The 21686-nt window shown below is 45.3% G+C and carries 18 protein-coding genes; 7 read left to right on the top strand and 11 right to left on the bottom strand.

The annotated features are described in order from the left end of the window. Window positions 1-154: 154 nt before the first annotated feature. Window positions 155-2191 carry a ribonucleoside-triphosphate reductase, adenosylcobalamin-dependent gene (nrdJ, locus tag QUB20_RS09385; RefSeq protein WP_333249581.1) on the top strand — a complete coding sequence of 679 codons (2037 nt, stop codon included), beginning with the start codon at window positions 155-157 and terminating at the stop codon, window positions 2189-2191. Between the two features lie 82 nt (window positions 2192-2273). Here nrdJ and QUB20_RS09380 read toward each other — a convergent pair whose 3' ends face one another. Further along, complete coding sequence (locus QUB20_RS09380) at window positions 2274-3560, bottom strand: Glu/Leu/Phe/Val dehydrogenase (protein WP_333249579.1); 1287 nt, start codon at window positions 3558-3560, stop codon at window positions 2274-2276. Window positions 3561-3970: 410 nt separating this feature from the next. On the opposite strand from QUB20_RS09380, the gene QUB20_RS09375 reads away from it, so the two are divergent. Beyond that, window positions 3971-4582: a DUF4126 domain-containing protein gene (locus QUB20_RS09375; protein WP_333249577.1), complete on the top strand. Its 612-nt coding sequence runs from the start codon at window positions 3971-3973 to the stop codon at window positions 4580-4582. A 177-nt stretch (window positions 4583-4759) separates the two neighbouring features. On the opposite strand, the gene hemH is transcribed toward QUB20_RS09375, so the two are convergent. Both hemH and QUB20_RS09365 read right to left on the bottom strand, forming a co-directional pair. Continuing rightward, window positions 4760-5923 (bottom strand): ferrochelatase, encoded by a 1164-nt coding sequence (gene hemH, locus QUB20_RS09370; RefSeq protein WP_333249575.1) that lies wholly within the window; start codon window positions 5921-5923, stop codon window positions 4760-4762. A 560-nt stretch (window positions 5924-6483) separates the two neighbouring features. Continuing rightward, entirely contained in the window at window positions 6484-6612 is a 129-nt protein-coding gene (locus QUB20_RS09365) for a hypothetical protein (RefSeq protein ID WP_333249573.1), read from the bottom strand. Window positions 6613-6636: 24 nt separating this feature from the next. On the opposite strand from QUB20_RS09365, the gene QUB20_RS09360 reads away from it, so the two are divergent. Next, on the top strand, window positions 6637-6972 hold the full coding sequence (locus QUB20_RS09360) for a hypothetical protein (protein WP_333249571.1): 336 nt from the start codon (window positions 6637-6639) through the stop codon (window positions 6970-6972). Between the two features lie 156 nt (window positions 6973-7128). On the opposite strand, the gene QUB20_RS09355 is transcribed toward QUB20_RS09360, so the two are convergent. The 3 genes from QUB20_RS09355 to QUB20_RS09345 form a co-directional block, all read right to left on the bottom strand. Beyond that, a complete protein-coding gene (locus QUB20_RS09355; protein WP_333291307.1) occupies window positions 7129-8274 on the bottom strand; it encodes a hypothetical protein in 1146 nt (381 codons plus the stop codon). An 817-nt stretch (window positions 8275-9091) separates the two neighbouring features. Next, a complete protein-coding gene (locus QUB20_RS09350; protein ID WP_333249567.1) occupies window positions 9092-9790 on the bottom strand; it encodes a GDYXXLXY domain-containing protein in 699 nt (232 codons plus the stop codon). A gap of 98 nt (window positions 9791-9888) precedes the next feature. Beyond that, complete coding sequence (locus tag QUB20_RS09345; RefSeq protein ID WP_333249565.1) at window positions 9889-11289, bottom strand: DUF2157 domain-containing protein; 1401 nt, start codon at window positions 11287-11289, stop codon at window positions 9889-9891. 191 nt (window positions 11290-11480) lie between these two features. On the opposite strand from QUB20_RS09345, the gene QUB20_RS09340 reads away from it, so the two are divergent. After that, window positions 11481-12074, top strand: coding sequence for a Uma2 family endonuclease (locus tag QUB20_RS09340; protein ID WP_333249563.1), 594 nt, complete (start codon window positions 11481-11483; stop codon window positions 12072-12074). 390 nt (window positions 12075-12464) lie between these two features. On the opposite strand, the gene QUB20_RS09335 is transcribed toward QUB20_RS09340, so the two are convergent. The 4 genes from QUB20_RS09335 to QUB20_RS09320 all read right to left on the bottom strand — a co-directional run bounded on the left by QUB20_RS09335 (window position 12465) and on the right by QUB20_RS09320 (window position 15697). Next, the gene (locus QUB20_RS09335) at window positions 12465-13892 is read right to left on the bottom strand and encodes a hypothetical protein (protein ID WP_333249561.1); all 1428 of its coding nucleotides are present in this window, start codon (window positions 13890-13892) and stop codon (window positions 12465-12467) included. A gap of 272 nt (window positions 13893-14164) precedes the next feature. Continuing rightward, window positions 14165-14455: a hypothetical protein gene (locus QUB20_RS09330; protein ID WP_333249559.1), complete on the bottom strand. Its 291-nt coding sequence runs from the start codon at window positions 14453-14455 to the stop codon at window positions 14165-14167. Between the two features lie 93 nt (window positions 14456-14548). Then, window positions 14549-15259, bottom strand: coding sequence for a DUF547 domain-containing protein (locus QUB20_RS09325; RefSeq protein WP_333249557.1), 711 nt, complete (start codon window positions 15257-15259; stop codon window positions 14549-14551). A gap of 300 nt (window positions 15260-15559) precedes the next feature. Then, window positions 15560-15697, bottom strand: coding sequence for a pentapeptide repeat-containing protein (locus QUB20_RS09320; RefSeq protein ID WP_333249555.1), 138 nt, complete (start codon window positions 15695-15697; stop codon window positions 15560-15562). Window positions 15698-15952: 255 nt separating this feature from the next. Between QUB20_RS09320 and QUB20_RS09315 the strand changes: the two genes are divergently transcribed. Beyond that, entirely contained in the window at window positions 15953-17431 is a 1479-nt protein-coding gene (locus QUB20_RS09315) for a bifunctional orotidine-5'-phosphate decarboxylase/orotate phosphoribosyltransferase (RefSeq protein WP_333249553.1), read from the top strand. Window positions 17432-17746: 315 nt separating this feature from the next. Here the strand turns inward: QUB20_RS09315 and leuB are convergent, their stop codons facing one another. Continuing rightward, on the bottom strand, window positions 17747-18832 hold the full coding sequence (gene leuB, locus QUB20_RS09310) for a 3-isopropylmalate dehydrogenase (RefSeq protein WP_333208150.1): 1086 nt from the start codon (window positions 18830-18832) through the stop codon (window positions 17747-17749). Between the two features lie 119 nt (window positions 18833-18951). Between leuB and QUB20_RS09305 the strand changes: the two genes are divergently transcribed. Then, a complete protein-coding gene (locus QUB20_RS09305) occupies window positions 18952-19773 on the top strand; it encodes a Uma2 family endonuclease (protein WP_333249551.1) in 822 nt (273 codons plus the stop codon). Window positions 19774-20024: 251 nt separating this feature from the next. Next, window positions 20025-21230, top strand: a complete 1206-nt coding sequence (locus tag QUB20_RS09300; protein ID WP_333249549.1) for a DUF4336 domain-containing protein — start codon at window positions 20025-20027, stop codon at window positions 21228-21230. The last annotated feature ends 456 nt before the right edge of the window (window positions 21231-21686 follow it).

Raw genomic sequence — 21686 nt, 5'->3', positions numbered from 1 at the left:
GGCAAGAGTGCGGGGCATTTACAACTAAAGTAGATGAAAAAGTACGCCGAGCTACAGGGAAAATGGAATCTGTAGAACTAGAGGATAAAAAGCCTTTAGGGTAACATAACTGGAAATCATCGGCTCTAACTTCCACTGCGTTTCAGGTGAAACGATGTTAATTACTCGTGATGGAATGCACCGCATTCAGGAGGTTGTCGGACAAGCTGTAGAAGTGTGGAATGGCCAGCGTTGGAGCAAAGTTGTACCGATGCTGACGGGGCAAAATCGTCAACTTTATCGCGTCTCTTTTGGTGATGGCACTTATTTAGATGTCACAGAAAAACATCGTTTTTTTGTGAAAGACCGCTTTGGCAACCAGTATGAAGAATTAACCACAGGGGCCCTCGCGGAACTCCTAAAAATCACCAAGTACAGCCTACACACTGAACCCTTCCAAATCTCTTATCGAGATGGCAAATTTGTAGAACCCATTTGGGCTTACACATTAGGTCAATTGGTGGGTGATGGTTCCCTTTGTCAGTCGAATGGCAAGCCACAATTACAACTGCGTCTGTACGGAGCTAAAAGCGACCAAGAGTTAGCTATTGCGGGCAAAACTAGCGGTAAAAAACGCTATTACACAGAATCCAAAGATGTTCCATGCTTGCTTTACGTGGGATTCCAAAAGGAGTTTGAGCCAGAACAGGTTCGCTCGCTCAAAAATACGGCCGCAGCTTTTGATGAAATTGCATCCTGGGATCGAGAATCGATTCTGAATTTCATTGCGGGTTTAGCAGATGCTGATGGTTCCATTGTTCCTAGTGGTGGCATTCGGATTTATTTGTCAGACTATGACCGCGCTTATCGAGTTTATTTACTATTGACTAAGTGTGGGATTCGTTCTTCCGTTAATCTCTTAGCAACTGCGGGAACTACTACTAACTTAGGCACTCGTAACCGTGACTTGTGGTATCTACAAATTACTGATTGTGCAGCGATTCCTTGTCAACGCTTGGATACCTCACGGGGTCATCAACCGAAAGCGAAAGGTAAATATCAGGTAATCCACTCCGTAGAAGTTTTACCGGGAAACCATGATACCTTCTGTTTCAACGAGCCAGAATTCCATAAAGGGGTGTTTGGTGGCACTCTAACTGGAAACTGCAATTTGGCTGAGGTTCACCTCAATCAACTTGACCCTTACAACTTCAAAGAACAGGAAGAAGCTTTCAGGGCTGCGGCTCTATCTGTCGCGGTACTTCTTAATCACAAATTTCTTGAACCCCGCTATCAATACAGCCGCGAACTAGACCCGATTGTCGGCGTATCTTTCACGGGATTGTTCGATTTCTTCGTTCACGCTTTTGGCGTTGAGTGGCTGCGCTGGTGGGTGGAAGGCCGCCCGCAAACTCCCCAAGGAATCGCTTTTAAACAGCGGGAAGAAGAGTATTTGAGTGGTTGGCGCGAGATTGTGAATCGGGTAGTATGGGATTATTGCGATCGTCATTCCTTAAAACGCCCAAATCGCTGCACAACCGTTCAACCATCGGGTACTAAATCTCTCCTGACAGGTGCTTCCCCCGGCTGGCATCCGCCGAAAGCCCAGCGTTTCATTCGCCGAATCACTTTCGGCAAAAACGACCCCGTAGCCCTCGCCTGCATCGACTACGGATACAACGTGATTCCGTCTCAATCTGACAAAGATGAAAACGGCAATTTGCTGAACAATCCCTTCGATGAACGCTGTACGGAATGGCTGGTAGAAATACCTGTAGCGGTAAGTTGGGCTGACTTGCCCGGTGCTGATGAAATTGACATTAACAAGTTCTCAGCGGCGGCACAAATGGACTTTTATATGCAGGTGCAAAAGTTCTATGTCAGACATAACACTTCGGCCACGATTGAACTGCGCGAAAATGAAGTGGAAAGTTTGGGCACTCGGATTTATGAAGCGATTCGCGATGATGAAGGCTACATTTCCGCAGCGCTTTTGGCTCGGTTTGATGCACTTGAAACTTTCCCGCGTTTGCCCTTTGAACCGATAAACAAGGAAACTTACACCAAGATGGTGGAAGAGAGTTTAGCGCGCCGCCAAATAGATGTTTTTCATGCGGCACTGAGTCGCTATGACTTGGGTGAAATGATGGATTCAGGGCCGGCGGGCTGCGATTCCGATAAGTGTTTGATGCCAGAGACTAAGGCTATGTAATAGCCAATAGCCAAATCCCCGACTTCTGAAATTACTTCGATATTTCACGAAAATAACCAGAAGAAGTCGGGGATTTTATTTCTCAACCGTTCACATAATAATCCCGCGTTCCCTTCGCATTCATCGCTTCTCCGAGTCGATTTAACCCGTACACGTAAGCAGCAGTTCTCATGGAAACTGACAATTCCTGAGATTTTTTCCAAATTGCCTCAGTTTCTTCGACCATTTTATGCTTCAACCGCTGGTTGACTTCCTCCAGCGTCCAATAAAGCCCGCTGCGGTTTTGCACCCACTCAAAATAACTAACCGTTACGCCTCCGGCATTGACTAAAATATCAGGAATTACCTGAATTCCCCTCGCTTCTAAAATCAAATCAGCAGCAGAATCAATCGGCCCGTTAGCTACTTCAAAAATAAACTTAGCCTTAACATCATTAACATTCGCTTCCGTTATTTGATTCTCCAAAGCTGCTGGAACCAGCACGTCTACATCTAATGCTAAAAGTTGCTCATTTGTCAATATTTCGTGTTCGATAATATTGCAAACTGAACCTTCGCAGTAAATAGCTTTGATACCTTTGTTAGAGTCTTTAAAGCCTCGAATACTGGGGATGTCCAGACCTTGTTTTGCATAAATTCCCCCTTGGGAATCGCTGACAGCAACAACTTTGTAACCTGCTTCCCAGAGCAGTTCTGCTATTTCTGCACCGGCATTACCAAAACCTTGTACTGCTACTGTTGTATCTTGAGGATTTAGCTCAAATTTGGGTAGAATAGTTTGTACTACAAAAAAAGCACCCATTGCTGTGGCGGTATCTCTGCCCAAGCTGCCGCCGATTGTAACTGGTTTTCCAGTCACTACCGCTGGAGAAAGCTGCCGCTTAATAATATTGTACTGATCCATCATCCAACCCATAATCATGGGATTGGTGTAGACATCCGGCGCGGGAATATCGACATCGGGGCCGATGAAATCTGCGATCGCATCGACATAGCCCCGGCTCAAACGTTCCAATTCCAGTTTGGACAATTCCTTGGGATTGAGAGTAATTCCGCCCTTGGCTCCTCCAAATGGCAAGTTCAAAACTGCACATTTAAACGTCATCCAAAATGCTAAGGATTGCACTTCATCAAGGGTTACTCCCGGATGATAGCGCACTCCTCCTTTAGACGGGCCTCTGGTATTGTCGTAGCGCACCCGATAACCTTGGAAAATTCGCAGGGAACCGTCGTCCATCCGCACGGGTATCGATACAATTAAACTGGATTTGGGGTGTTTCAGCCGTTCGATCGTATCCTCGGAAAGGGACACATATTTTAAGGCTCGTTCTAATCGGCGGCTGGCATCGGCAAATAATGATTCAGACATAATTGGAAGAAAGAAGGAAAGCACGACACGGATTTTGATACGGATACACGGATTAATTATTTAGTGTCCGTCAGATTTTGAAGTCAGAGGGAAGAAGCAAGAATAGCTGACATCTTAATTTTAAGTGTCTCGGCTGATCTACTGGTTTTCCTATACATTTTAATTTAATCACAATCCAGGTTGAATTCTGTCAACTGTCAATGGTTAACTGTTGACAAACTGCCTTGTGTCGATCGACAATATCGCAGTTTCAAGCAGGATTAAGCAGATACACTTACAATAGAGGGTGATATTTAAGCTCAAGCCTCAATTTGAGTTCGATCGCTCAAATCAGTGCCAGCCATCAGGGGAATTAAATTCTGAAATATATCGAGGCTTTAGCTGACGTTAGAAACTGAATTATTATTATTATGCTTGGACTCCTAGCCGCACTCTCTGCGTCTGCGGCAGGGGGTATGAGAATTGCCATGCCCCTGCTGTTAATTGGTTTGTTGCGGATTGACAAACTTTGGTCGGAAATACCTCTATTGTCTGGGCTTCACCCCCAGGTGGTGATAGCAATTTTAGTGAGTTGGTCGCTGTTAGAGTTATTTGCTTCTAAAACCTTTGTAGGACAGCGGGTACTGCAAATTGTGCAAATTATTTTCAGCCCTATTGTAGGAGCAATTATGGGAATTGCGATCGCTCAAGTAAGTTCGATCGACGAAATTATTGCTCACCCTTGGATGCTGTGGATAATTGGTATTGTCGGAGGTTTGTTGGCTTTAGTGCTGCAACTGGTACAAGCTGGATGGTTTTATCGGCTGCGGGGTTTGCCGATTTGGGTGATTTTCCTCCAAGATGTTCTGTGCATTTCCTTGGTTTTGTTTGCCTTTGACGCACCGCGGCAGGGAGGGTTAGTGGCGATGATGCTGCTGTGGCTGGCAATTCGCAGTTCAAAAGAGTGGTATCGATGGTATAAAAGTCAGGGAATACCGGGCGACAGGGGAAATCCCCGCCGCCACAAGCGCGATCCTGATTAATTAATGATTAGTTATTAGTTATTGGTTATTTAAGTAAAATTCAAAATATGTAGGTTGAGTTGAGGTAACGAACCCTACGCTTCGCTCCGCCCAACTCTTGGTTGAAAATAAGGTGTTGGGTTTCGCTATCGCTCAACCCAACCTACTTCTGTCAACTGTCAACTAACTATGAGCGATTTAAAGCAATCCGATCGAGTGTAGCGGGCCCTGACCCGTAATTAACTCCACCAATAGTGCCACAAAACCAATCATCGCCACACGACCGTTCCAGACTTCCGCCCCCGTGGTCAAACCCCACTCCCACTGCTCTTGAGGGTACATTTTCACTTTCTTGGAAGGGCGTATCACATCAGAGAATTTAACGCTGTCCGATTCGATCGACTCGATGACTAAATCGGCCAAGGCTTCAATAAACACCGGATGAGTATTCAGTGCCGGCACTCGGTAGAAATTTTCAATCCCCGATTCTTCTGCTAATTCTCGATACTCCATATCAATTTCTTGCAGAGTCTCGATGTGTTCGGAAACAAAACTAATCGGAACTACCAATAAATCTTGGACTCCATTTTCTGCCAATTCGGTAATGGCGTCTTCGGTGTAAGGCTTGAGCCATTCCACCGGGCCAACCCGACTTTGATAAGCTAGAGTGTGTTCGTTCGATCGATTCAAATGTTCCATAATCAGACGAGTGCAATCTTCAATCTCGCGCTGATAGGGGTCTCCAGCCTCTTCTACGTAGCTGAGGGGGACGCCGTGGGCGCTGAAAAAGATATGAACTCGATCGGGATTCGGATTGTGGTCTAGTTGTTGGGCTATCAATTCCGACATTGCCTGAATGTAACCAGGCCGCTGATACCAAGAAGGAATCGCGGTATATTGTATATCCTTGAGGGCAGGATCTTTGCCCCACATTTCTTCTAGCTGCCGGAAGCTAGAACCGCTGGTGCTGATCGAAAATTGAGGATACAGCGGCAAGATTGTCAAATGTTCGATGTGATCGCGCTTAATTTTGGCGATCGCCTCTTCGGTAAAAGGATGCCAGTAACGCATCCCCACGTATACTCGAGCATCCTGTCCCTTTTCTTGCAAGAGTTCTTGCAGGGAAGCGGCTTGTTCCTCGGTAATTCGCCGCAAAGGAGAGCCCCCACCGATTTGGCGGTAGTTTTCCTGGGATTTTTGAAAGCGCAGGGTCGAAATCAACCAGGCGAGAGGTTTTTGCATCCACGGAAACGGGATGCGAATGATTTCCGGGTCAGCAAACAAGTTGAACAGGAAAGGACGGACATCCTCGATTTGATCTGGCCCGCCCAAGTTTAATAGCAATACTCCCACACGACCCATAGCGCTTACAGCTCTCCCATCGTCTCAGTTCTGTTACTTATCTTTATCATTTGACACTCCCGGGCCTAAAGGCGTGGGGATTCTTAATTCAGCGACTGACCTTTAAGCGCTATGTCCTTGCGGCAATTCTTAAACCTTTCAACCGTAGAAAATACCACCAATTGACGAGTTCAACTCACAGCAACCCCAGAGGGTCTGTCTCCAAAAGCGTACTAGGATATAGCCTAGAGTTCGGGTATGCCCTACCCTACTTAACAAATGAACCAAATATTTGTTTCCTGGTAAAGAGAATACGTTGATTCTCTAGCTGTTTTAAGAGTTTTCGCTGCTCTGTGTCCAACCGTTTGTGCCTAAAAGTGTGTCTTAACTGTTTCACTTGAGGCAAAGGAGTTTAACCTTGACTATCGTAGTATACCACAAGTGCCAGCAATTCCCTGATTTTTGGGAATGGATTTAAGAAATTAAAGCCGTGCTAGAAGGACGGGGTTTTAAACCCAATTTCCCGATAATATCTTAAGTCGATAGCAAGGTATACATAATTTTGACTATGGCAACACTTTTTAGAGATTTAAGTTATCGGTATCAGTGTCTCTATCAGTGTCTCTAGGATTGCGATCGCGCGTCTGGCTGCTTTGAGCGTAGGCGGCAATGCTCGTTTGGGTGACAACGGCCAAGGAAAAATGTACCATCAGCCAATTATTCTTTAGAAGCTTTTGCCGACTGTCAGTTTGACAGGAGTACGCAGCAGCGTTGGGATGCACGAAATGCAACGGGCGCAATTGCGACAAATCTTTCAGGAAGTATACCGCGCGATCGAACCCGGTGGTCTATTCATTTTGGTAGATATTCATCGGCATACAAATTCGGTATGTAGGCCAGGGTTGGCTGTATTTTTGTGGTTGTTGGAGACTGAAACTGAGTTGGGGAGTTTGTTGGTAGAGGTGGGATTGCGATCGTACAATTCCGAAGGAACTCAACAACCCAAACTTTATGCTAGCGACAGCATTCAAGTAATCCAAGTTCAAAAGTCATTAGTCAGCAGTCATTAGTCAGCAGTCATTAGTCATTAGTAAGGGACGCGCCAATTATTGACTAAACACTGCTGAATTCTTACTTTTAAAATGAAGAATGTCTACTCATCGCTAAGCCTTCATGAGTAATGAGTAATGAGTAATGAGTAATGACTAATGACTAATGACTCCTAACTAAACAAACTTTTTCGCTTCTGCCAAAGCCGCCTCAAACTTGAGCAATACATCCTTTTCTGTGTGAATAGCTTTCTCTTGTTCCAGCAGCGGGCGGCCAAAGCGAAAAATGCCGTCCTGTTCAACGTGGTCTACATAAGGTAGCGTTTCTGGATGCGGCAAAAATTTTCTGCCGATTGGGTACGGCGTGTGGAAAGAAAAACTAAAATCGGGAAACTTGTCGCTTTTGATTTCGAGATAGTAAAGCGAGTAATAATCTTTGATTTCGGAGTACACGCATTCGCGACACTTATTTACCAATTTGCGGTTCTGATAGAAAAAGTCCCACTTATCCCAATAGTAGCCATCTTTCATCATTTCCTGGTGGTCGTCGCACAGTTCGAGATATAATTTGTCAGAATCCGCCGGACGGTAGAAGTAAAGCATGGCGTAGGGCATTTCAATCAGTAACTTGACTGCTTGATTTTTTCGCTGGTACCATTCCTGCTGCTGAGTTTCGTAGACTTCCTTATATTTATTAATTGCTTTAAAGCTGTTAAGCTGATTTTCTTTGGCCCAGCGCGACGCCCAAACTGTCCAGTAAGCTAGCTGGAAGGTTGCTGAAATTTCCGCCGAACCTTGTTCTTTCCAGTCGGCAATGATTTTTTCCCACTCGGAACTAAAAGCTAGTCGTGATTGTTCGTTTTCTTCAGGCTTTTCTGTATTGATTGGGGTGGGTATTTCGCGATTATTTTTAATCAGCCCTTTGGGTTCTTTGCGCCAATTATTAATATCGGTTGGCGTTAGACTTAAGATGAATCTTCGGTCGTGAACGGGATATTCTAGATGGATTCCTGATTTGCGGAAAGAGCGGTATTCTAAAATAGGGAGTTTGTCTTGTTCAATCCACTGCTGGCGTTCTGCTGGCGAACACTTGAGTATTTTTTCTAATTCTACCGGATCGACCGCTAATTCACTTTTGAATGTCTCCCAAAATCTTTCTTGTTCGGCTGGATTTTCTTCCAGGAGGGATACAATTCGGTTGACGAGATGATCGGTTTGGTCTGGGCAATTTTCGGGAAGTCCTAAGAAGTCGAGGAGTTTGGTCTTGAGTATTCGTCTGGCTGAGATTAGCTCGGCTAACATGAGAAGCTCCAGTAGAGTCATGACTTGCGCCCTTGAACTGGCAAGATTTATGCAAGTCTTATATATCTTAACTCAATTGGCGTAAGTCCTACGCTGTAATTGTCCTCTATTGGGCGTTGGGATATAAGCCAAGCAATGTCTATGAAATAATCAAAAATTTCCTGATTTATCACAAAAAGATGGTAAGATATAAGTGGTTGCGACCCACCCACTCGGCTGCAAACAACAGGTCACAGTAGCAGTAGTATGCTTACCAAGGATAACTGCGAGAGAAAGGGGGAAAAGACAGACCGCTGGTTATTGGGATACGTTCTAATGTGAAATACAATCCAAGTTTGTCATACGGAATAGTTTTTTGCCTTGGGAAACAGGGTTTCTGCGTGGGTTCCCTACAAAGGGATAAAGGCTGCAAAGCTTTCTTATGCTGTGTAAGACTTGGATCGTCTTAGGTGACGAATACCCAGTAATGGGATACCCAACAGAGCAACGGCAAATGAGACACGAAGCATACACTATACCGCAAGGTTAGTGTTAGGTATTTCACTAGATTCTCCTGGGTTGTCGGCAATTGAAAGGTGTGCGCGAGCGAAGCTATCCCATTGCGCCTGCGGGCCCGTTGCGGTAGGGAATCGCCGCACCTCGGCCCCATCCCTAAGCCAAAATACTCAAAACAAGGCCAAAAGACCGATCGACCTTTTGCCCTTTTTGGCTCAAACTCCTATGTTGCACGATTCTCAATTACTTGTTTGGGAACAGGCAAGATGCCTGTTCCACAATAAAATTTATATTTTGTGGAACAGGCATCTTGCCTGTTGCTGACAATGGTGCGAGATATCAGCTAAAATCGATAATTGCGATCGCGCACCCACAAACTCACAGGCACAGCATGGCCTGTTTTGTCAACCTTTACTTCTACCAAAAAAGATTGTCGCTGGTTCCTTTGAGCTTCGCTAATCTCCTGATTGACTTTTTCCCTTTCATCCTCTGGCATATAATAAGTTTCTAAGCCGTATTCCATCTGCCAACCGTTATATTTGCCCTTAATAGCGATTTGGTTGGCGGGCAAATTGGCGGGATTTTCCAGGCTGACGCGCACGGGTTTCCAAGCTTGGGGGCGACCGGGATTAGTGGGGGCTTTTGGCGCTTCTAAGATTACATAAAAACTGGTTTTTGCCTTAACACTCTGCGTATTTTGTGGACAAACAACTCCTGGCGAACAATATATTTTTTCCATCGGTAAATCTTTCCAGCCGGGGAGTTTTTGGAGATTTGTGCGAGCGGAAATATCATAGCTCAAAACTTGGTAATATCCCCGCAAAAAGTCGTAAGGGTCTACTGGTGCTGTTTGCAGGACAACTGTTTTTCCAGTAATAAAAGTGTAAACGGCGGTCGCTGGTACGGCGGCAATTAGTCCGATTTGCAGCAGCAAAGGAACCCACATTCGCCACGCGGGAAGGCGTTTTGCTTCCGGGGGAAGCTGAAACAGATTTGTTGTATCGGGATTGTTAACTAATAAGTCAATGTTGTTTGTGTTCATGTTATGTATGGGTTATATTGTTTACGGTGGTTTCGGAATGATTAAACCACAGAGAACGCAGAGGGCGCTGAGTGAGAGAAGAGAGAGATGAATAATTTCTATTCATCGGGGATTTTTGCGAAGTGGCGCTCGAACCACAAACCCGCAGCAATTACGCCTATTCCGCACAAAACAAATACAAAAGATTTCAGCAACAATCCTGTGTTATATTCAAAGACTCTGTTGATGATTTGCAGGGTGATTAATACCATGCCTCCCCAAAAACTCTGGCGGTTTCCTAACGCTAAACCTTCTCTGATTAAGCCGACGGCTAGCAGAAATGATAAAACATTGAACAGAAAAGTCGCTAATTCGGGAATCCGCATAAAATTCAAGTGGTAAAGCGGTATGAAAGCGGTGATGAGTATCAAAAGTGCGATCGCACTTGTAGTCAAATCCACTGCTTTTTGTTTTGGTCGCCGCAGTTCCAAACGTCCCAAACGCAGCCACTCAAACACCGTGAAACCGCCCAAAACAGCCACATTTGCCAGCAAAACCCAATCCGACTCCGTTGGCGCAGGATTCGGCGAATCTTGCCACAACCAGTGGAAAGAAAGAAAATAAAATAAACTGGCGAGAAACAGCAGTGCTAAACTGCGGGCGGTAGGTTGAAACAGCTTGCTGCGTACCTTCGGCCAGATTGCATCGTCGTATCCCCACAGCAAAGCGGGCGGTAGGGCGCAAAAAATTGCTGTACCCCAGGTTAGATTTAAGCCTTGGACGATAGAAACTTGTAGGGAAAAAATTATCGCGATCGCACTTATGGCAAAAATAGCACGCGATCGACACCAATAAGCCAACGGCACAAACATTATACTGGCTGCGATCGGCATTTGCCGCACCAAAACTTCCACCCAAGAAAACTCGACTTTGGAAGAGAAATCAAACACCGCCAGCCAATAGCCCAAACCGATCAAAAGTGCGGACAAAACGCCCAAGGAAGTCAACCGCAAACTGTAAGCCATTCCGAGCACGCCGATTCCCCAAGTGAGGTAAAGTCCGTAGGAAGAACCGCCAATGTGGAACATTTGCGCCATCAATGCCATATTTGCTCCTAAAATCAGAGCTCCTAACAGCAACAATCCTTGACCTAGGAGTTTGTTTCGCCCTTTTGTTGCGGGCATATTGGGAGGGGAGTTTTGGCTTCGGGATGGGGGAATTCGCCACAGATAGAAACCTGCTGCATTGACTGCTACGAAAAGACTTAGCAGCAGTGCAACTCTCACTTCGCGCGACCAAACTTGCCAGTTTGCCGCTACAAAGGTGATGACTCCTATACCGAGGAGAATGCCGCCGAGACTCATCAGAATACTGAGGAATCGGTTGCGGGAGGCGGTTTCGAGTGTGTTGAATTGGTAGCGTTCCGAAAGTTGTTGGTAGAATGAAGTGTCGATGAGTCCTTCTGCTTGCCAGAGTTTGGCTTGTTCTCGCAACTCGCGCCGAAATTTATCTGAAATCATTGTTTATATTCCAGAGGATTTGAACTGTGATAGTTTTTAATATGTCACTTGTGGGGCGATCGTCGATCGAGGCTGGGACACCTGCTGAACTTGCACAGCAGATTTGATTGATATCCTTCGGCTGTTGAAACCGTTTCTAGATAAACAAACTCCCAGCAGAAAGAAACGAATAAATCAAGGAATGTAATATTATGGTACAAGCTCAATCTAAAAAATTAACTTTTGACGAGTACCTTAATTCCTCAAATGATACGGGTCAACGCTATGAGTTAATTGATGGGGAGTTAATAGCTTTGCCGCCAGAATCTGAACCTAATAATTTCATTGCTAACTATCTATTTTTCTATCTGGCTAGCAGCGGGCTAGTGCCACTTAGACTGATTAAAACGCATAATTGCGAGGTTCAAGTTGCCGTTTTGCGATCGGGAGATGCGGCCAACCGCTACCCCGATTTGATAATTCTGGAACCTGAACACATTCCGCTGACAGCAAACAGGCTAACTATCACTTTCGATATGTTGCCTCCTCGGTTTGTTGTGGAGGTAGTGAGTCCGGGTAGACTGGGCAGGGATCGGGATTATGATCGCAAACGAGCTCAGTACGCAGCGCGGGGCATCGCAGAGTATTGGGTTATCGATCCAATTGAACAAGTCGTGACAGTTTTGCGGCTTGAGGAGGGGCAATATGTTGAGGTTGGGGTATTTCGGGATGGAGAGGCGATCGTATCTCCGATGTTTCCACAGTTAAGTTTGACGGTTCAACAGATTTTGAGTGGAGAGGTTTAAGGGCGGATCGATAGCTAAGTGGTTAGCATTCATCTAACCACCTACCGATTAGTGAAAATCTCCACCCTCAACCTGATTGAGGTCATGTTTCAATCCCTGATAGGGATTTAGGTTGATTGCAACCTGTAAGTTTCGCTAACAGTCACACCATTTTTAGATAGTGACGTGAGAATATCACCAACCTTACTTTGCTAAATAAATCTAGGCGGGGAAAATCACATTTCCCAGCCTAGAACCTGTAACCGTTAAAACCACATCAGGAAATCTATATTTTCTGATTTAGAGCCTCAAATAACACTAGGCGGGGGAAGTCAAGTTTTTCCTATAATTGAAAACTGATATCGCTTAGTTAATTGGTGTATGAGGAGAAGTCCCAGTTTATTGTTAGCTCTATGTTGTATGGAAGTCTTTACCTTCTTTATTAGTATCTAAAGTTAAAACACTATCAGAACAATTCTCATTAATTAACTGTAGTAGCTGAGCATATTCGGGGCGGTCTTCAATTTTTACCTTAACTAATAACCATTCATTTTTTAGCAATGCGGGTGTCTCAACAGTTTGTTGAAACAAATTTGTCATCATTGCTGGTACTTGAGTAGCTTGAAATATGCTATCGTTTTCACAAAAAGCCTTTAAAATGCTTTTTATTTCCTCGTTATTAAGCCAGCTTGTAACCAAGATAAGGTCAGTTGTGTAAGATGTTGGATTACCAAAGCCCTGATGACCATTTATAAACCTTTGGACTAAATAACTTGTGCAAGGTTGAATAATTTGTTGTAAAAAATCTTTATCATTTTTTAGTTTAGGGTTGTGTTTTGTTATAAAGTCGATAAATTCTGGTAATTTAAATTGAGGATAAGTTTTCACTTTTTCTAAAGCATAACTTTGAAATTCTTTAGTGGAATCTAGAGCATCTAAAAGCATTAAAATATCGTTACTTTTTTTAAATTCTATATTTTGAATAAAATTTTTAACTTGAATTTTTTGTTTGTCTTTCAAAAAATCCCATAGTTGCATACGACCTAAGTATCCAAACACTCTATGCCAGTCTTTATCATCAACTGATTCAATAATGTTAAGAAGTTTATCAGACATAATTTTTTGAAACTGCTCAAAATGAAGCTGGGAAATAGCCTCAAGAGCTGCATACATACGATCTTGTATTTTTGAGTCTACATTTTCATCAAATACAGCGTGCGTTAGTTCAATAACTACATCTTTAATTAAAGTTGCACGCGCACGGTTTAAGTAACTATCTTTAAGAATTTTAATTGCTTCCTCAGTATTTTCAGGAAATCCCGCAGATTCAATCATTCTTTTTACACGCTCAATAGCTACTCTTCCATGTACAGGTGGATATTGTAGTAAATGCGTTACTGCATTACGCAAATGATAACGTGCTAACTCTGGAGTAGGTTGAAATGGTTTTTCATCTGAAAGCATAGAAGGATGAGCGCAACGACTACGATCGTCGTGTAACCTTTTTAAATCAACTTCTTCTATAGATGAAATAAACTCAAAATCTTTTCTAGCGCATTCAGGAAGATTAAGTTCAAATTCCCATAGTTTAGTGTAATTATTTGAGGTTCTATAGGTGTGAAAGTTTTTCAAAACTTTTTGAGCTTGATTATCACCAGTTAGTTCAAGTTGACGTAATTTATTTAAATAATCAAAAACTACCGCGTTCCATGTAGAAACAATACATGAACGAAAAGCCCCTGCTTTGTAACAAGCAACGGCTTCTTTAATATATTCTTGTGTAATTTCTTCTTTGCAGCGAGTTATTAACTCATCTAAATCAATTAACCGTTCATTCATTTTATATATACTCCGTTAATTATTAAATGGTGACTAGCTCTGACTTAATTAGTATGCCCCATTAAGGGGAGGATTTATGATACACCAATCATAAGCAATACCATTAGGCATTTCCTTATTTGACTTTCATTATAACCATAAAAAGTAAGATGTCAAATAAAAGACATCAACAGTACATATAAACACCGCATAATTTAAAACCCAGTGCAATGTAGTTGTAGCGGGTTTTCTGGCGTTTTAGTAAGTTTACTTTTTAAAAATCAGACTGGTTTTCACTCGCAGCTATGACGCAAAAAAGCTAGACCGCTCCGACCGCTCCGACCGTGCCACCTTGCCACCGTGCCACCTTGCCAGCAGTGCAGCCGTGCAGCCGTGCAACCTTGCCAACTTACCCGACGTGCCAGCGCTGCGACTGTTGCGACTGTTGCGACTGTGCCATCCGTGCCATCGGTGCGAGTGCAAGTGCGAATGCAGCCGTGCCTATGCCAGCGCTGCGAGTGAAGCCGTGAGAGTCGATCGCCGTGCAGCCGTGAGAGTCGATCGCCGCGTTGCCTCGGAGTCATCCGATCGCCCTGTTGAATCTGGCAATTTGAAGGGGTAACGACAGCCGAAAAAAATCACCCCCTCAAAAAAACACCTACCCACAGGCGCAAATCTCAACCTTCAACCCGATTCAAATTCCAGTCGTAAGGCAAAAAAACGATCGCCCATCCATCACCCACAGCCGCCTCCGGCCCCAAATAACCGCCCACATACTCAGCCACCGAACCCGCCGCCTTGACAAAATCCTCGCCGTACCACTTAAAAATCTTGCTCAAATAAAGCGTCTTTTTCTGGGCATCATATCGCACCTTATCAGGATTGTGAATAAAACGGCTCGCATCCGCTTCTAGTTGAGTCCGTACCGACTCGGGGAAATAAGCCCCCCGGCGCAGCAGCGGGCACCCGACAGAAGCGCAAACTAATGCAAAATGGATGCGCGGTTCCGCAAATTCCGGCCGCAAAATTGCGTGTTCGATTTGATTGAGACTGTACTTTTTGCCGCCAATAATCGAATTTGAACGAGTGAAAAAATCCAAAAAACTCAGCCAGTTGGGAATTCCCAAAATTTTGGGACGGATGGACGCGATCGGATATACTTCCAGAACTTGAGAAATTGCGATCGCATTGTACGCATTCAGCCACAACGCCAGCCGCGCATCCGCATCAGTAAAATCCGCCAAATCCAAATCGGCCAAACTTTCCAGCCACGCCCTCAAAACATCCGCCCCCTCAGCTTTCCAGCGCCGATAATTGACGCGGCCCAAATCGTCAACGTAGCGTTGCAGCAACTCATCCCAAATCGTAAAGTCGATCGTACCGATCATTTATTACTATCCCTAATATAAGGCGGGCATTGCTTTAACTTCTGCTTTTATTTAATACTAGCCTCAACCCAAATAACACCTGCAACCTTAGCATTTTTTTGATTAACCCCCTCAAACGGACTCTGGATTAAATTAGCTTGAGTAAAATTAGGATCGTGGATTAAATAACTTCGTAGGTTGGGTTGAGGAACGAAACCCAACAATCAAGCGTGGCGTTGGGCGGAGTGAAACGCAGGGTTCGTCCCTCAACCCAACCTACAAAAAATGCAAGTTATTTAATTCTCATTCCTTAGCGCCTTGTCAATTAGCTTGCCGCCAAGCAGCCCCGCTCAAATTTGCCCCGGATAAATTAGCTTCCCTAAAATTTGCTTCTCTCAAATCTGCCCCTTGCAAATGGGCATTTGCTAAACTCGCGTACCGCAGGGGAATGCCGATCAAATCGCCGCCCGGACACTGGTTACTTTACCGCAACTAATTGATTTGCTGCGGGTTAGGTGCAATCACTGGTGTAGCCAACCCGAAAATCATTCCCCATGAAACTGCTCCCAAAGTTACAGATTTCCTGCTCTTTACATTCTACAATCTTAAAAGATTCTTACTTTCAATTTCAACGGGGATCGGTTTCTTCCGGCACAACACCAATCCCACTTTGATCTGCAATTTTTTAAATTTCCCTTACCTCCATAACACACTATGAGCGATCGAACCAACTTTTTCGATAAACTGTTAGCCGCTGTTGAAAGCAATCAAAGTTTGCTGTATTTAGCCCTCGATCCCGACCCAGAAACCTTGCCCCCGCAGGTTTCCATGACTGGGGAAGAAACTCAAAGTTTTGTAACTGATTTGTTTGCTAAGCTAAAAAGTGCGATCGACCAAACAGCCGATTTAATTTGTGCCTGCAAAATCACCCTCGGTTTTTACCAATCTCTCGGTATTCCCGGTTGGGCATTGCTGCAAGAACTTTTAACAATTATTCCCCCTCACCTGCCCGTAATTTTAGATGCCAAACACTGCGATTTAAATACCAGCACAGTCTTTGCCAAAATAGTATTTCAAGACTGGCGAGTTGACGCTATTACCTTAAGTCCCTATGCCGGATTCGACCAAGTAGCGCCATTTTTGTTATACGCCGGAAAAACTGTTTTTGTCCTCTGTGCCACCGCCAACCCGTCAGGGGCTGCTTTGCAAGAATATCCGACGCCAAACAACCCTTTTTACTTGCAATTAGTCCGACTCTCTCAAACTTGGGGCACTCCCGAAAAAGTCGGTTTAGAAGTAGGAGTAATGCCGGATATGTTAGCCCGCATCCGCAAAGAAGCTCCTGAACGCCTAATTTTAGTCGAAGGAGACATCGCCGAAGAAAATGACCTCACAGAAGAAAACGACCTCGCACAACTGCTGGCGGCCGGTTTAAGCAAGAATGGTGACGGTTTGCTGCTGCCAATCCCCCCAAGTTTATTAGCGGGGAAAGAGCCGCACCGAGAAATTGAGAAACTGCGGGATAGTATTAATAAACAGAGGCTGCGGGCGATCGAAGGTAGTCCCACTTGCGAACTGTGGCTGCCGGATGTTTGCTTTTTGCAACCGGAACCTCACCGCGATTTAATCTTGCAACTTTATGACATCGGCTGCGTAGTTTTTGGCGACCACGTACAAGCATCGGGCGCCGTATTTCCATATTACATCGACTTGCGGAAAATCATTTCAATTCCGCAGATTTTTCATCAAATTGTCAGCGCTTATGCAGACATTCTCAAGGATTTAAAATTCGATCGCATTGCGGGAATTCCCTACGGTTCTTTACCCACTGCAACCGGTTTAGCATTGCGGATGGAACGCCCGATGATTTTCCCGCGCAAGGAGGTGAAAACTTACGGTGCAGGCAAATTGATTGAGGGGCATTTTCAGGCAGGAGAAACGATTGTCGTAGTCGATGACATTTTGATTAGTGGCAAAAGCGTGATGGAAGGCGCGGCTAAGTTAAAATCGGCTGGCTTGAATGTGGAAGATATTGTGGTATTAATCGACCATGAACAGGGAGTCAAAGATAAGATGCAGGCCAACGGTTATCGCGCACATTCTGTGTTAGCGCTTTCGGAAATAGCTGAAGTTTTGTATCGAGCCAATCGCATTGATACCGAGCAATTCCATCTTTTGACAGCGGCACATTAAATTATAAAATTTCTAGTTACCAGGCTCTGCCTGGTAATTAATACCCGGAGGCTCTGCCTCCTTTATTTATGTCTCATTTGGCTTGTTTTAATGGAGGCAGAGCCTCATGAAATGCGTTACCAGGCAGAGCCTGGGAACGAGTAAGAACGAGTAAGAATTAATTGTCTAGTTTTCTAGTTACCAGGCTCTGCCTGGTAATTAATACCCGGAGGCTCTGCCTCCAAAATTCAGTCTAGTTTGCCTTGTTTTAGTGGAGGCAGAGCCTCATGAAATGCGTTCCCAGGCAGAGCCTGGGAACGAGTAAAGGTAAATAAATCAACCTTGCAGAACTTCAATTAAAGCATCGCCCATTGCCCGACAGCCGACGAGTTTCATGCCTTCCGACATGATATCACCAGTGCGATAACCTCGATCCAAAACTTCGACAACTGCTTGCTCGATTTTATTAGCAGCTTCCGGCTGATTTAAGGCGTAGCGCAGCATCATTGCCGCGCTTAAAACTTGGGCGATGGGATTTGCTTTATCTTGTCCGGCGATGTCTGGTGCGGAACCGTGCACGGGTTCAAAAACTCCCGGCCCGCTTGCTCCCAAACTAGCAGAAGGCAGCATCCCAATGCTACCAGTTAACATCGCCGCCGCATCGGAAAGAATGTCGCCGAATAAATTGCCGGTGACAATTGTATCGAACTGTTTCGGCCAGCGAATTAACTGCATGGCTGCGTTGTCAACGTAGAGGTGAGAAAGTTCGACATCAGGGTATTCTGAAGAAAGGGCAATAATACGATCGCGCCACAGTTGCGAAACGTCCAAAACATTCGCTTTATCAACGGAACACAGCCTTTTCCCCCGCTTCCTGGCCGTCTCAAAAGCGACTCGCCCGATTCGATCAATTTCCGACTCGGTGTAAGCCATCGTATTAACGCCGCGTTTTTCGCCTGTTTCCGTCTCAAAAATGCCTTTCGGTTTGCCGAAGTAAATGCCGCCTGTGAGTTCGCGGATGACCATAATATCCACGCCTTCGACAACTTCCCGTTTCAAACTAGAAGCATCAACCAATTGCGGTAAAATAGTCGCAGGACGCAAATTTGCAAACAATCCCAATCCGGCCCGCAGTCCTAATAATCCAGTTTCCGGGCGCTGTTCGCGGGGCAAATTATCCCACTTGTAACCGCCAATAGCTGCTAACAATACTGCATCGCAGTTGCGGCATTTTTCCAGTGTTTCTTCTGGCAGCGGATTGCCTGTTGCATCAATAGCAGCGCCGCCCATTAAAGCTTCTTGAAATTCAAAGCCGATGTCCAATTGTTTGCCGACAAGTTTCAGGACATCTACCGCCACAGCGATAATTTCAGGGCCGATGCCGTCTCCTGGTAAAAGAGTGATGCGGTAGTTTTGAGTCATATCGATTTTGGAGTTTTGATTGGAGATTTGAGATTGAGAGTTAATGGGAATTCTTTGGAAATGCAAGACATTCTCACAAGGTTATAATCATATCAGGATAAGCAACCTCAGAATTGATTATGACATTCCCGACTTACCCGCCTGCTCAAGCTGAACCGCCTTTAGACCCCCGGCAGAGTTTGCCAACAATGTATGATTTACCTAGCGAAGACCCAAAGGAGCCCGGTTTGCCAGATACATTTCATTTAGATCAGCCGCAACTCTTGGAATTCACGTTTTTGCCGCCGGGATGGGATGCGGAACAAGTCTTTACAGCCAGCGACCTAAATTTGTATTACGATGCAACACAACCGCGCTGGCATAAACGCCCGGATTGGTTTGCTGCGGTGGGTGTGCCAAGGCTTTATCAAGGGCGCGATATGCGTTTGAGTTATGTAGTTTGGCAAGAACGGGTAAATCCGTTTGTGGTGGTGGAATTGCTATCGCCGGGCACTGAAGATGAAGATTTAGGGCGGACTGTTCAGCAAGCTGGGGAACCGCCGACTAAGTGGCAAGTTTATGAACAAATTTTGCGGATTCCTTACTATTTTGTGTTCAGTCGCTACACGGATGAATTGCGAGCTTTTCATCTTGTAGGAGGCCACTATGAACCGGCAGAATTAATTGATGGGCGGTTATTTATTCCTGAGTTGCAGTTGAGTTTAGGTTGGTGGCAAGGCACTTATAAGAGTATGAATCGGTTGTGGTTGCGATGGTTTACGGCCCAAGGAGGGTTGATTTTGAGTCCGGGTGAAAGGGCGACGGCGGCGGAACGGCAACTGATAGAAGCTCAACAGCAAGTTCTAGAATCTCAACAGCAACTGACAGAATCTCAACAGCGAGAGGAAAGACTAGCGGCGCGGTTGCGGGAGTTAGGCATTGATCCTGAAGAGTTGGTTTAACTGAGATGTTGCACCATTCTCAATTACTTGTTTAGAAACAGGCTTTTCGGCCTGTTCCACAAGAAAATTCACTCTTTGTGGAACAGGCATCTTGCCTGTTCTTGAGAATGGTGCAAGATGTGAGTTTAATAGTTCTCGCACCCAGGCCTGGTGAAACCCGGTTTCAACTCCTCGAATCCGCGCAACAGGAGTGAAATAAGATAAAAACAGTTCGATCGCACGTACAAAAAAATCGGCAAGGAGTCGCACCAGTGGCAGAGGGCGAAGGCATACCAACATCAGCACAGATTGATTCTAGGGACTATTCTTGGGCATTTTGGCCAGTCGTCCCCCTCTATCCCTACAGCAAGCGGCGCACCATCCGCAAGGAAATTGTTAAGGATACAATCTGGACTTTTGACCAGCTACAAGGCATTTTCTACGTTGTCGTCCCGATTCGGATGACAGTAATTAAATTAGAACCCGAAGGCCTTCTCGTCTACGCCCCCGTGGCACCGACTCCTGAGTGCATCCGCTTGGTAAAGGAGTTAGTAGCAGAGCACGGCGAAGTGAAGTACATCCTGCTGACAACGGTTTCCGGCATCGAGCACAAAGTTTTTGTCGGCCCCTTTGCGAGGTGTTTTCCTGAAGCGCAGGTGTTTGTCGCCCCGCAGCAGTGGAGTTTCCCCGTGAATTTGCCGCTGAGTTGGCTGGGTATGCCCGCCAAACGCACCTCTGTACTGCCCTTTGACAGCAGCAACACGCCGTTAGCCGATCAATTTGACTGGGCAATTCTCGGCCCCCTGAACCTTGGTTTGGGCAAATTTGCAGAAGTTGCGTTATTTCACAGACGATCGCGCACGCTGATGTTAACAGATTCCGTGGTTTCCATTCCCGAAAATCCGCCCGCGATCGTCCAACTCGACTCGTACCCGCTGCTGTTTCACGCCAAAGACAGCGCCTCGGACATTGTGGCAGACACCCACGAAAATCGGCGCAAAGGGTGGCAGAGAATCGCCTTATTTGCCATGTATTTTAGCCCCAGCGTGCTGGAAGTGCCGCCGTGGTCGGAGGTATTTGCCAAGGCACGCCAAGCGCCAGAACGCTCTAGGAAAGCTTATTTCGGGTTGTATCCGTTCAAGTGGAAAACACATTGGGAGCGATCGTTTGAGGCTTTGCGGGGAGGAGGGCGGTTGTTTGTCGCGCCGATTTTGCAGACTTTGATTCTCAACCGCGCGCCGAGGGAAACTCTCGATTGGGTGGATAAAGTGGCGAGTTGGGACTTTGAAAAAATTGTACCTTGTCACTTCGATAGTGCGATCGACTCCCGGCAGCGTGAATTTCGCCAAGCATTCTCGTTTCTGGAAAAACACTCGCCTGTTAATTCCTTACCCGAAGATGATTTTAAATTACTCAGGCAGATTGATGCGGGTTTGAATAAAACTGGTTTGGTTCCGCCTGCGAAAGAAAAGGTTTAATCTTACATCTTGCACCTTTGTTAAGAACAGGCAAGATGCCTGTTCCACAAAACTCAATTTTCTTGTGGAACGGGCATCTTGCCCGTTGCTAAACAGCTAATTGAGAAAGGTTTAATCTTAGATATTGCACCATTGTTAAGAACAGGCAAGATGCCTGTTCCACAAAGAATGAATTTCTTTCTTGTGGAACGGGCATCTTGCCCGTTGCTAAACAGGTAATTAAGAATAGTGCAACATCTCAGTTTAATTTTACATCTTGCACCATTTTCAAGAACAGGCAAGATGCCTGTTCCACGATGAGTCCCTCGATCCCCCCTAGCCCCCCTTAATAAGGGGGGGACAAGAGTCCGATCGAAGTCCCCCTTCTTAAGGGGGATTTAGCAGGGTGGATTAATTGTCCCCAAGTAAATTATAATAGTCGAGCGCGAGCGGCTCGAGTCCGCTCGCGCTCGACTA

This window comes from Microcoleus sp. B4-C2 (genome assembly GCF_036705265.1).
GTDB lineage: Bacteria > Cyanobacteriota > Cyanobacteriia > Cyanobacteriales > Microcoleaceae > Microcoleus.
The sequence above is the reverse complement of the archived record's forward strand: the minus strand, read 5'-3'. Positions and strand labels throughout refer to the sequence as shown.

Coding starts and splice junctions, on each gene's coding strand:
- nrdJ (WP_333249581.1), top strand. CDS start 155: ATGTTAATTACTCGTGATGGAATGCACCGCATTCAGGAGGTTGTCGGA.
- QUB20_RS09380 (WP_333249579.1), bottom strand. CDS start 3,560: ATGTCTGAATCATTATTTGCCGATGCCAGCCGCCGATTAGAACGAGCC.
- QUB20_RS09375 (WP_333249577.1), top strand. CDS start 3,971: ATGCTTGGACTCCTAGCCGCACTCTCTGCGTCTGCGGCAGGGGGTATG.
- hemH (WP_333249575.1), bottom strand. CDS start 5,923: ATGGGTCGTGTGGGAGTATTGCTATTAAACTTGGGCGGGCCAGATCAA.
- QUB20_RS09365 (WP_333249573.1), bottom strand. CDS start 6,612: ATGGTACATTTTTCCTTGGCCGTTGTCACCCAAACGAGCATTGCCGCC.
- QUB20_RS09355 (WP_333291307.1), bottom strand. CDS start 8,274: ATGACTCTACTGGAGCTTCTCATGTTAGCCGAGCTAATCTCAGCCAGA.
- QUB20_RS09350 (WP_333249567.1), bottom strand. CDS start 9,790: ATGAACACAAACAACATTGACTTATTAGTTAACAATCCCGATACAACA.
- QUB20_RS09345 (WP_333249565.1), bottom strand. CDS start 11,289: ATGATTTCAGATAAATTTCGGCGCGAGTTGCGAGAACAAGCCAAACTC.
- QUB20_RS09340 (WP_333249563.1), top strand. CDS start 11,481: ATGGTACAAGCTCAATCTAAAAAATTAACTTTTGACGAGTACCTTAAT.
- QUB20_RS09335 (WP_333249561.1), bottom strand. CDS start 13,892: ATGAATGAACGGTTAATTGATTTAGATGAGTTAATAACTCGCTGCAAA.
- QUB20_RS09330 (WP_333249559.1), bottom strand. CDS start 14,455: ATGACTCCGAGGCAACGCGGCGATCGACTCTCACGGCTGCACGGCGAT.
- QUB20_RS09325 (WP_333249557.1), bottom strand. CDS start 15,259: ATGATCGGTACGATCGACTTTACGATTTGGGATGAGTTGCTGCAACGC.
- QUB20_RS09315 (WP_333249553.1), top strand. CDS start 15,953: ATGAGCGATCGAACCAACTTTTTCGATAAACTGTTAGCCGCTGTTGAA.
- leuB (WP_333208150.1), bottom strand. CDS start 18,832: ATGACTCAAAACTACCGCATCACTCTTTTACCAGGAGACGGCATCGGC.
- QUB20_RS09305 (WP_333249551.1), top strand. CDS start 18,952: ATGACATTCCCGACTTACCCGCCTGCTCAAGCTGAACCGCCTTTAGAC.